The 11,538-nt window shown below is 53.0% G+C and carries 9 protein-coding genes; 6 read left to right on the top strand and 3 right to left on the bottom strand.

The window, feature by feature from the left end; translation table 11 throughout:
* Window positions 1-12: 12 nt before the first annotated feature.
* The 6 genes from A9974_RS13600 to A9974_RS13575 all read left to right on the top strand — a co-directional run bounded on the left by A9974_RS13600 (window position 13) and on the right by A9974_RS13575 (window position 6,963).
* Window positions 13-1,005, top strand: coding sequence for a hypothetical protein (locus A9974_RS13600; RefSeq protein ID WP_183004685.1), 993 nt, complete (start codon window positions 13-15; stop codon window positions 1,003-1,005).
* Complete coding sequence (locus A9974_RS13595) at window positions 993-2,102, top strand: hypothetical protein (RefSeq protein WP_220805941.1); 1,110 nt, start codon at window positions 993-995, stop codon at window positions 2,100-2,102. The genes A9974_RS13600 and A9974_RS13595 overlap by 13 nt, the downstream gene beginning before the upstream one ends.
* 164 nt (window positions 2,103-2,266) lie before the next feature.
* Window positions 2,267-2,776: a hypothetical protein gene (locus A9974_RS13590; RefSeq protein ID WP_370539630.1), complete on the top strand. Its 510-nt coding sequence runs from the start codon at window positions 2,267-2,269 to the stop codon at window positions 2,774-2,776.
* A 266-nt stretch (window positions 2,777-3,042) separates the two neighbouring features.
* Window positions 3,043-3,957, top strand: a complete 915-nt coding sequence (locus tag A9974_RS13585) for an SMEK domain-containing protein (protein WP_183004681.1) — start codon at window positions 3,043-3,045, stop codon at window positions 3,955-3,957.
* 347 nt (window positions 3,958-4,304) lie between these two features.
* Window positions 4,305-5,285: a DUF4917 family protein gene (locus A9974_RS13580; protein WP_183004679.1), complete on the top strand. Its 981-nt coding sequence runs from the start codon at window positions 4,305-4,307 to the stop codon at window positions 5,283-5,285.
* Window positions 5,286-5,875: 590 nt separating this feature from the next.
* Window positions 5,876-6,963 (top strand): IS3 family transposase gene (locus A9974_RS13575; RefSeq protein WP_183004677.1). Its coding sequence is split into 2 segments (ribosomal slippage): window positions 5,876-6,128 and window positions 6,128-6,963, totalling 1,089 coding nucleotides; the frame shifts between segments, so codons are not numbered across the junction.
* A 544-nt stretch (window positions 6,964-7,507) separates the two neighbouring features.
* Here the strand turns inward: A9974_RS13575 and A9974_RS13570 are convergent.
* From A9974_RS13570 to A9974_RS13560, 3 genes are all read right to left on the bottom strand, one after another.
* Complete coding sequence (locus tag A9974_RS13570; protein WP_183004675.1) at window positions 7,508-8,512, bottom strand: DUF4365 domain-containing protein; 1,005 nt, start codon at window positions 8,510-8,512, stop codon at window positions 7,508-7,510.
* A gap of 322 nt (window positions 8,513-8,834) precedes the next feature.
* Entirely contained in the window at window positions 8,835-9,113 is a 279-nt protein-coding gene (locus A9974_RS13565; RefSeq protein WP_183004673.1) for a hypothetical protein, read from the bottom strand.
* Between the two features lie 413 nt (window positions 9,114-9,526).
* Complete coding sequence (locus A9974_RS13560; protein ID WP_183004671.1) at window positions 9,527-11,293, bottom strand: hypothetical protein; 1,767 nt, start codon at window positions 11,291-11,293, stop codon at window positions 9,527-9,529.
* Window positions 11,294-11,538 lie beyond the last annotated feature (245 nt).

The following is an 11,538-nucleotide window of genomic DNA, read 5'->3' as shown; positions in this document are numbered from 1 at the left end:
CAAGGAGGAGTTGTGGCGGAGACCATAAATATTGGGGAGATCGCGGCCCGTCTTTCCAAAGATATTTTTAAGCATTTTCTCTGGGAAACCCATCCAAAAACGGATGACAACTTCGAATGCATAAACGAGAAGCATGTCGGCGAAGGGGGAAAACCAAAGGCAACACACCCCGGTGATGTGGTGTTTTCATACCGGGATCCCTACTTGGGTAAGACGGTTTATCTCCACACAGATTTGAAGAGCTACGCTACTGACTCAATTACGCCTACCAGGCTGCGTGGCGCGTTCAAATCTCTCTGCATGACAATAGACTGCGCACGCTGCTCTGACGTGTGGCGTGCAAAATACTCTGTAGACGAGTCAGACATGCATGAAGTGCGCGGATTGCTGTTCGTTCACAACCACGACAATGGCTACGACAAACCGTTTTACGAAGCCATTGACAAGGTCAATCTAGACGCGCTCCCGGTGGCCTCAGGAACTCAGTTGCATTATCTTGGGCCAAAGGACATCCAGCGCCTGTATAGCGTAGCGAACGACATAATTCGCCTAAAGGGCGAAGGTGAACTGCCGCAGACCTACACGTTCTATTTTCCCGATTTGGTACTGACTCGTCGTCAAGGGGACGTCTGGGCACAGCCCGCATCAGTTGAGACACTCACTGCACCCTATATCATCATCAAACATCTCGCGAATGGCGATCGAAGTGCGGGATATGTGATCTACTACAACGCGCCTGCGTCGTGCCCAGAAGAGTTCGAGTATTTCCTCGATAGCTTATCGAGGTACCAGATGCTCGAATCCGGCGAGCGAATCCTTTTGCGCGTGACCCATCCAGACGCGCCGAATGACCTCAAGTCCATCTTTCGCATGGCACAGAAAAAGTACGTGAAAGCCTGGGGGTTCGACCCCGCACGCGAGGAGATACTAGGGCAGATCCAAATAGAAAGGATCACGAGCGTCACCAGCACATATAACCCTGGAGACATGGGATGGCGGGAATGAAAAAGCGTGCTTACGGCCCCTCGCTTTATTATGCCAGTGACAAAAACGTCTTTGACGCGTTGAATCAGCACAAGGTAGACGCCCCCACCGTCAGCCGACTTTTCCAGCGACGCAATGTCGTTGTAAGCAAAAAGACGCCGCGAGAGGATCTCGCGAAGTACTTCTCCACGCTCACGCACGACTACTATGATCACAAAGAGATCGCAGCGAGACTCGGAGTGGCTGCAAGGCGTGAGCGTACGACGTCAATGGACGTTTCCGGGATCGACGATGTTGAGGATTTGCAGGCCGTCGTTGAACAGTTAAAAAAAGAGATGGAGGCTAGTGGTGACACCGTGCGGGTGACGCGCGACGGGGATAATCTTAATATTGGCGTCCAATATTCTCAGATTGACTATAAGCGAAACGAGTTCTCCCAAGTGCAAGTCCGAGACGGCACTGTTGAATTCGTCAAATCAGCTACGGGTTATGTCGTACGAAACACGCAGAATGATTATCTAAACGGGGTGCGGGAGACACTGCTTGCAAAAGTCGAAAAAGTCGTTCCAGCGCCTTTGACGAAGGTGACAGTCTCCCTGTTCGACATTCCGTCGCCGAAGCTTCGATCGAAATTTTTTCATGAACTAGCGAGTTCACTGCCAGGCTTCGTTCGCCGCGACGTTACGGACGTTTATGTATTTAAAGCCAAGCCAGAATCGGAAGAGGATGACGGGGAAGATACTGCTGATAGTTCGGAAACCCATGTGGAGCGAGTTTTCCTCCGCGGCAACGGCGTAAGTCGCTCAGAGATTCTGAATGGACTACTCGATGAAGAGGATTACTACATTATTAAGATGGGTTGGACTGCAACCGAAATTTTGGGAGATGGTAATGTCTACGATGTCGAGGCGGGATTTTCTGATTTCAGAGACTGCACCGGCTTTTCATTCATCTTGAGTGGTGTTTTCCCGGTAGAAGATGGGAGGACATCAACGCGGCGGCGATCGCCGCACAAACACGAGATTCACGCCTTTTCTCGAGTTATTGAATCGAAAGCACGGGACCTTGTAACGGCTCTTCACGCTGATTTTCTTGCAACCGTCACCGGGGATGAGTGATGCAAATCAGGTATCGGTGGTTTCGAATTCAACTTCCTACCCGTGTTTTGGATCTGGGAGCACTCATAACGACCTGCCCCTTTGAGTCCACTTCCGCTTATGGTTTTGCGCGAGCAGCAGGGGACGGTGCGTCTTACCGTTTCATGTGGCGGTCCCGTGTGGTGGTGACCAGACTGGATGCTGAAGGAGCTCCAACCTATGAGCAGATTGACAGCATCAGTTTTACTGATTTCGTAGTGGTCGAACTGGACGACCTGCTCTTCCTGCGGATTGAGAATCCGAGTAGGAATATTCGTGATCTGCTCAACGCTCTGGAGAAACTCACCGGAATGGGATTCACAGCTAAGCCTGTGACTTTCGAGAGGGGGCGCCCCTCGACTATTTTTGATTCGGTTGACTCTTCTAAGCTTGTAGGGTTAAAGGTCATTGGGGCTGTCCTTGACCACGACCTCGTGGCTAGAATGGAGTTTGCGTCAAAGGAGGGGACGGCAATCGAGCGAATTTCTGTTCTTGCTGGCCTAAAATACAAAGTCGAATTCGCGGCATTCGAACTCTTCCTGACTGGGCTGAAAGGGCAAATTTCGTTTGCAGCAAACGGAACCGTTAAAATTAGCGGCCAACTTGCGCCGAAGATAATAAATCTGATCGAACAAGATCTTCCTCATTTCATTTAATCGGAATCCAACCCCCACCCTATTACATGATCAATCCGCCAAATTACCGACTAAGCTCCATAGCTCCGGACAAGCGGTTCTGCTCGAGACCCTCGCCGCAATAGGTCGGAAGCTACCCTCCATTGACGGCCACCTCGGCCTGTTTCTGTCATTCAAGACAGTATACCAATCACGCAGGAAGTACTAGTTGGTGACTACTATCTTAGATTGCAAGAAACGGCAAAGGCCCTGCCCCTGAAACCAGCTATGACCTAAGGCGAACTAATTTGCTAGAAGCACTCATAAAAAATCTGAGCCAAGACATTGCCGTGATGCAGCGTCGCATCGAGTTAGGCAAAGACGCTGGCTTCAACGACATGTCGCGACTCCTGGAGGTTTTGACAATTCAGTTCTTTAGGTCGTTGGATATTGCAGACCTCGTGCGCGCCGATCAACTCCGAACGAACTTTCCGGCCATTGACGCCGCCGATAAGAACAAGAGTGGTGGTATTGCTGTGCAGGTCACCTCGGTGGCGAATGCAGCCAAGGTAAAAAAGACGATAGAGGCCTTTGAGAAGAAGGCCCCCAACGGAACGTCCATCAAGGACAGTTTCGCCAAGCTTTACATATTCGGCTTCTGCAAGCACGCAAAGCGGGCGGAAGTGCCAACGTATTGCGAAGTGATTGGCCCGGGGTTTCTTATCAACCGATTGGTGGATCTCGGCGATGAAGTTCCCGTGCAGGACATTCTGGATGCCATCCGGCGCCATCTAGATTACGGATCAATTCATCCATACGACGACGTGGCGTGCTTGCGAATCGCACTCGGATACATCAGCCGCAACGCAGTGAGGCACTTCATGTCATGCGAGGGCGACGTCAACGATATGACCCGAGGCCTGACTGAGATCACTGAATTGATAGGCAAAGGTACGGTGAACCGTAAAGAAAAATCTAAGGCGCACCATGAGTTCCAGGACGACGAGATAGCCGGCTTCCTCCGGCTTGTGATGGATCGGATCGGCCGAATCACAGCGATGGTCAACCATCGACGGCGTCCCGGTCAGGACTTTGTATGTTTAGAACATAAGGACATGCAGACAATCGACCAGTTGAAACAATCAATAGCATCGTCGGCTCAGACCATCGCCACGCGCTATGGAATTTCCGACATTCATCTGGCGATGCACGTGGTCGACTAGCGAGCAGTTATCGCGGTCGGCCAGCAGCTGCCCCTGGATGCGTGTAGTGACAATTACAACAGGCTGATAAGAGTCGTTCACCACAAACTGATCGATTGGCCGGTGCACTTATCGCACGACGCGCGATGGAAATGGCATCAAAAGACTGCGGTGCAGATAAGATCTATCAGTTCCGATCTAGTGGTTGGATGCGTCCATCTCATAGCTGTGAACACAGTCTTAGGTGCCTCTGGGATTTTGATTAGCCACAGACCCATGTGCCCAGTGGTGTGGGCCTCCTACGGCAATGTAGCGCAAACTCTCTTACGATCTTATTTGCTGTTCTTAGCCATAAGTCGAAATCCACCATGCTGACCTTTAATGAAGCCCTAGCGACTCTTCCTGCCAAAACTCTGCCGGCAATTTTGCTGGGGAATGGGTTCTCTCAGTCCTGGAATGCGGAGATATTTAATTATGCAAGCTTGTTCCAGGTCGCTAATTTTGGCGATCGTGACGCTCAAATAAGGTTACTGTTTGAGCGTCTGAATACTTGGGATTTTGAAGCAGTTATGCGCACGCTGCTCTCGGCAGAACTGGTAGCCGAGGTGCATGGACTCGATCAAGAGGTCATTGACACGATAAAGGGCGAGCAAACGATCCTCAAAGAGGCACTTCTGAATGCAATCTCCGAAAACCATCCTAACTTGCCCAATGAGCTGTCGGAAGCGCAGTATCAAGCCGTACGTCAATTCCTCAGACGCTTCAGCCATATCTTCACGGTCAACTATGATTTGCTGATGTACTGGGCACGAAATCAGGATTTAGAGCCTGCGTGGATAACCGACGATGGTTTCCGTGCGCCACAGCTCTGGAAAGGATACGGGACCGATCAGGCGGTTCACTTCCTCCACGGGGGCATCCACCTCTATGAAGTTCCGATGGGTGTTCGGAAACATGCGTACACGGGCGAAGTCGGCGGCGGAATCGTCGGTCAAGTACGAGACAATCTGAACCTTCAGCCACCACGATTCCCGCTGTTCGTAGCCGAGCCGACCCACCAGAAGAAGAAGGAGCGGATTGATCGTAGCCCATACTTGTCCTACTGCCTGCGTAAGTTGACGACCATTTCCACCCCAATTTTCATTCTCGGACACTCGATGGATGAGAACGATTTGCATATTTTTAGGGCAATCCGCGCATCAGCTGCGCGGCAGGTTTTCGTCAGCGTGTTCGGCGACGAGCACAGCGATGCGAATCGTCGATTGATCGCCAATGCAAATGCACATCTTGGAGGACCGTTGAGGACCATAGACTTCTTCGATGCCAGTACCGTCGCAGCCTGGGGCTGAGCCCGCCAAAGCCGATTATCGGGCTAGTGGCATCGCCTCGCGCCCATGTTCTGACCACTTGATTGTTCACACAAGGGAAAAAGCATGCCGGCGTTTGGCTTCAACCTTGGGTGACCGCTTCCCAGCATGCCACCGAAGGTGAGCGATTGGCCGCAATCGGTCGTCAGCAGTTACAGACGCCCATATGCTTGAATCGGCTCCTCGTAAGTCGCTCTCACCCCATCCTAGTGAAGTTGGGACAGCCATTCGTCGCGAGCAGTCCTGTGGAAATGCTCGCCATACGCGTTCTGCTGCGGCTGGCCAAGCTGGAGGTGTTCGCCCGCCAAGCCGCATCCCAGTGCAAGATTGCCGCGCCTGGATACTCGGGGCCGTTATCGCACCAAATAATGGCTGAGGGCTTGCGTCGCCCGCCGGAGATCTCCGTGACCGTGCGAATCGCGCGCTCGGACGGCAGCGAAAAGTCGACCTCAATGTCCAACGCGTCGCACTTGAAGTTATCGTTCACGACGAGCACCCGAAGGCTGAGGGTAATCCCCCCGCAAAAGCGATGAGGTCAGAAGTAGAATTTTCTCGTTGAGGAGTTCTACCGCATGAAGAAGTCGAGATTTACGGATAGCCAGATCATTGAAGCCATCAAGCGCGTGGAGGCTGGTCTTGCCGTTCCTGAGCTGTGCCGAGAACTGGGCATCAGCTCGGCTACGTTCTACAAGTGGCGTTCCAAGTATGGCGGCATGGACGTATCGCTGATGGCACGCATGAAGGAGTTGGAGGCCGAGAACGCCCGGCTGCGCAAGATGTACGTCGAGGAGAAGCTCAAGGCCGAGATCGTGACGGAGGCGCTAGAAAAAAAGTGGTGAGGCCATCTCGCCGCCGCGAGATGGCCCAACGTGCTGTGCAGGACCGCGGCGTATCGATCCGGATGGCCTGCGAGGCGTTCGGGGTTAGCCAGACTTGCTATCGGTACGTCGCCAAGACGGATGCCGAGAACGAGGAGATCGCCAACTGGCTGCTGCGTCTGACCGACAACCACCGCAGCTGGGGCTTTGGCCTGTGCTTTCTGTATCTGCGCAATGTTCGAGGCTTCGGCTGGAACCATAAGCGGGTGTACCGGATTTACCGCAATCTCGAACTGAACCTGCGGATCAAGCCGCGCAAACGGCTGATTCGGCAGACGCCTGAGCCACTGACCGTGCCGACCAACGTGAACCAGGTCTGGTCGATGGACTTCATGCATGACCAGCTTGCCGATGGGCGCAGCATCCGCGTGTTCAACGTGATCGACGACTTCAACCGCGAAGCGCTGGGCATAGAGGTTGACTTCTCGCCGCCGTCCGAGCGCGTGATCCGCACGCTCAAGCAGATCATCGGCTGGCGGGGAAAGCCCTTGGCCATTCGGTGCGATAACGGGCCCGAATACCTGAGCGCGGCAATTGTCGATTGGGCCGGGGCATGGGGCATAAAGCTCGAATATATCCAGCCGGGCAAGCCACAACAGAATGCCTACGTCGAACGGTTCAACAGGACCGTGCGCTACGAATGGCTGTCCCAATATCACTGGGAAGATCTGGACCACGTACAGCGCGTCGCCACGCAGTGGATGTGGTCCTACAATCACGAGCGCCCAAATATGGCTCTGGGCGGATTTACCCCAAAACAGCGGTTAGCCATGGCCGCGTAGCGTTCCTACTTCTGCCAATCGCTAAAAATGGGGGGATTACCCTTCCTTAAACTGCCACCCGATACCGTCTTGATGGTGGCCGACGAGGGCTTAGATCTGGCAGTCCAGAGCGACAAACCAGCGCCCAGGCTGATCGGAGAGTGGCGATCACTCTGGGCCTTTGAAGCAGTTATCACACAACAACATTCAGGGATTTGTTCTTTCTACTACGCCATCTCGACTTCTAATGGGCCGAGCGAAGGTCTCGCAACAAATCCGGGCAGAGACTTCTGATGAACATGAGCAACCTATGCAATCGGCATTCGCCGAAGACCAGAGGGCGCCTGCGGGGGATCACTCTCAGCGAGCTCAGAAATGCGGAGGCAAGAAGTGGACAGTCACGAGCGACTATTCACTGCCAATAGCAGCCAATGACAACTAGCGAAGGCGGACTTTCAACGTTGAAGCTCATCGGCGGAATGACGCTTGTCCAAGCGGATTCGGTAGAGCGATCATCAGGCGTCGCTTTCGCCTCCAAGCGACAGCGATGACATAGAAAACATCACTAATGAGGAATTTCCATTACATCCAGCACCTCAAAAGAAATTCTCTTATTTTCTTCAATCGACATGCCCAATCTGTCTGTCATCGCATTCAGTTTTGGCCAGTTGCTCTCAAGAATTTCCATCCGTTTACCGTTATCCATGGAAACCATCATAGATCGAGCGTGAGCTCCAGATTGATCAGGTACTCGTTGAGTATTACTGAGGCAAGCCATATATGCCTTAAATCCATAGGCAGGTGAGATGAGGTTGCAAAAATAAAACCAGTTAATATTTGGATCAACCTTCTTGAACCACTTGCACACCTTCCGAATTTCCCAGAGTTCCCTCCGGTCTGCATCATAGCCAGAGATGCTCAATTCGACACGGCCTTGGAATTTCCGGCACAGTGCGTCACTGGCTTCAATCCGGCGAAAAAAACTAATTACTGGGCGAACATTTCCGTCTTCAATGTCCTTCCGGTCGACGGCGTAGTGAATGAAATCGAAACGAGACAGCGTGTCATTGAAGACCCAATGCGATTTCAACCGATCTAGGTGGTCCGTGGGTGGACCCACAATTTCAAGTAGTCTCTTCTTGTCGCGTTCGAAGATGTTCTCCCTGGGAATTAACATCTTCCACCCTGTAGGAGTTCCCTCAATTCGAGACTGGCTGAAATGCTGCCAATAAGTCTTCCCGCTTGTGTCGTCATGAATGACGATCAAAACCGGCATAGGTAAATTCAAGTAGTAGTTCAGATGTTTGAGCTCGCCATAGAATGTGAAACCCGCGGCTCCGCCATCTCTAAGAAACGACTTTCCAGTCTTGATCTGAACTGCGAGGCATTGACCGGTGACAGCTCTACTGTCAGTGACTATGTCGATATAGCCATCAATGCCGAAGTCATGCTCGTTGTGATTTCGTCGAAATATCCATTCGAACTTGTTGTTCACTGTGGACGAAACAGCGTTGACGCCCGTTTCCCCAGTTCGTATGGGCTGGCGGATGCTTGGAAATCCCTCTGTCATCTAAGATCACTCTTGATATTTATTCAATTTCGGCCTCACATTCAGCGAGCCTGAATGTGTGCGATGATATCTCTCCACTCTAAGCGCTCGCTGTTCCGCAACTGCCCCGCACGCCCATAAGTTGTGTCTCGTGGCAGACTCGTAGCATTCACAAGGGCTAACCACCCGTCCACACGACGGTAGTGCTCCGGTTCCCAAATTCATTTGGGAGCAGTGTGAGAAAGACGTTGCATTTTTACGCGAATGGCGCTTCCTTAGGTTTTCTTGTGCGGCCTTATGTTGGAGGTGATGTACGCAGTTAGGCGTCCGTCTGAGCGACGAGTTAGGCTGGATCGATGACGTGTTCGTTGATCCATTCCCAAGCGTCTTCCGGGAGCCAACCCTGATACGTGCGCACGACCTTAATGACGAGAAGCCGGTCGTTCTTGTCGGTGTGCGCCAACAACCGATCAGAAAGCTGGTCCGCGCTTTCTGCTGTAGAGATTAACCACGTCGAGTCGAGGTAGTGCCACCAACTGGAAGATTTTTTCAGTTCTTCGTAGAGCGCGCTGTAGTTTTGTCCGGCCTTGTTGAGGTCATACGACACAATATATACGGTCATCAATTTTTTCCCTTCATTTGCCTACCGTAATGTACGGCTACACCGATCCGTAGCCCATCGCTAGCGCCTGCGTCTAAATCGGCCGGCCCAAAACCATAGAAACAGTTTGTATCATAACGCTATATAAATTCCCACCATTAAGGTCAGCCGTTCGCTGCCCACGTCTGTGACGTTATAGGCTCAGAACCAAAAGTCGGCGTTTACAGCGTTGGGCTATCACCGCGCTGATTGCGTGCGTTCGGGGGCCCACCGGAACACAGCTCAGGGTCGAAAACGGACCGTCGTCAACGGCTGCTTCCGGCCAGGAGCAGCCGTCACCGCAAATGAAAGCGGACGTTCAATGTGAAGGTGAGCAGCGCCTTGCCGCAACTTGTCCGAGTCCACCGACCTGTTATGCGGCATCTGCGACGCCCTCACGGACTCGCGTTCTTCTCGAAGAGTAGCTTGCCGATCCACCACACGGCGCGCCCGACGTTGTGGATAAGTTGCTCGCCCTGGCGCAGGTACGAGAAATTCTCGTCGATCCCGGCGAGTTTCAGGGCGTCCCCAATCTTCGATCCAGTCGGATGCGCATCGCCGACTCTCATCTCATAAGCGCCGACTACGGGACCAAGCACCGTTCGCGCTCTATCCTCCCCGACTTGCTTGGCTAGTACGTCCTGAAGGAGTTTGTTGGAGCCAAGCTTGTCCTTCTCCTTGTGAGTCGAGAGTTTACGGAGCTCTCGAACGTTAAGGCGATCCGAAAAGACTCTGATGATCTCCTTCGCGAGACGCAGCAATGAGGCTTGGTCCTTGCTGTGAAAGCGAGATACCTGCTGCATGGCTGAATCGTCGTCGATACTGTGGCTGAACAGCTCAACCCCAAACTTGTCGCGGAAGCCCTGTTCGAGCATTCGCATGCTCACAAAGAGCAACTCTTCCACGGCATGTGTGGACGCCGGTTGCGTCTTAACTTGCGCAGATAGCAGTTCTCCTGAGACCTTTCCATCGGGAGGAACGTTGTGTGCTGCCCAGATATGCTGCTCCCACGCCGCGAGCCGAGCGATATCGTAGGCGTAGACAGTTAGCAAGTCAGCGGAATTGATACCGAAATGCGTGGCGTAGCCAGAGGTAGACCCAATGGCACCAGTCTCTGCGGTGTACCACTTGAGGGAGAAACCTCGTCGACCGAGTAGGTCGGTCACCACGCTTGTGCGAAACCATAGCCAGCGACCAATATCTTCAGAGTCGAGCACTGAGGACGCCGCCCTTGTTCCATCAGTCTCAATGATGAAGTGCGGCAAAGATTGATCGGTGTCGCCGCGAACCCGCACGCTCATGCCTCGGTGATCGATCCATTCATCTTTCCAGAACTCACCTTCAACGCGGACTCCGTCGGGCCCGGATCGGACGCCTTCCGACTGCTCGGATTCTGTGTTGTCGTCCCTCTCCGGTCCCAGCACTGGAGCATCTTCTTCCTCATCGACATCAGTTCTCCAGATGCGGAACGACGCCCAACTTCCGCCATAGACGTCATTGAGGCTTCGAGAGAGGAGTTCAAAGCGACCGCCATCTCGATCGTCCTGATGGTTCTCCAGCCCTTCGTACTCAGTGCCTTCAAGCGAACCTACATTTTCAACACGTTGCCGATAGTAGGAGAGACGTAGCGCTAGACCTCTGGCGGCAAGATAATCAATCAGAAACTCTCGTTTGATCTCGATAAGCCGATACCTGCCATCGTCGTCCAAAAACTCGCGAGCGACGACAACGAAATCTTCCTCCGGCCTCACCCAGTTGTTGCCTTCCTTAACTAGGCGGAGCGCGATGACAAGGTCTGGATTCAATATCCACTTTGTGCCTCCGACGACAGGCTGGTCATGCACGAATACCAGCTCAACTCCAAACGGCTCTTTGTCGTTGTACTGGTACTGGTCTACCGGCGAGTAGTAGCCATCCTCATATGCGTACGGTCGCGCGCTGTGGCCGATGCCCAGATCGCTCCAGCCCAGTGTCTCTGCGAATTCTCGGTGTTGCGGAGGGAACGCGACCGATCCACAGCCAAAGAACTCGCTGACATAGCCAACTTGAGTAACCAGAGCTTTGCCCTGCTCAGCATCTTGTGATGCGCGCAGCGGCACCCATGTCGCGTTCGCAAAGGATCGGCGCGTCTCGCGTGTTTGAAGAATCCAGTCTCTGTTCATTTTCTGGTCACTTAGAGTCAGAGGTGTTGCGCCGTCTCGGTCGGTGACCAATACGGCTGTTCAGGCCACGCCGTGGACCGCCGCAGCTTCCTTAAGCCGCAGCCCCCCCGCAAAACCTACGAAATAAACCAGGACGTGCGGGATATTCTGGACACTGACTTCTCCTGGAAGAGGCTCGCGACAAAGGTTTGCACGGGACGACCCAGTCAAAAGTACAAGTATAAGAATTCCGTGAAGCCCGTCAC

It is taken from the genome of Achromobacter sp. UMC71 (assembly GCF_014170305.1).
GTDB lineage: Bacteria > Pseudomonadota > Gammaproteobacteria > Burkholderiales > Burkholderiaceae_B > Achromobacter.
This window is presented reverse-complemented; position numbering and strand designations above follow the sequence as displayed.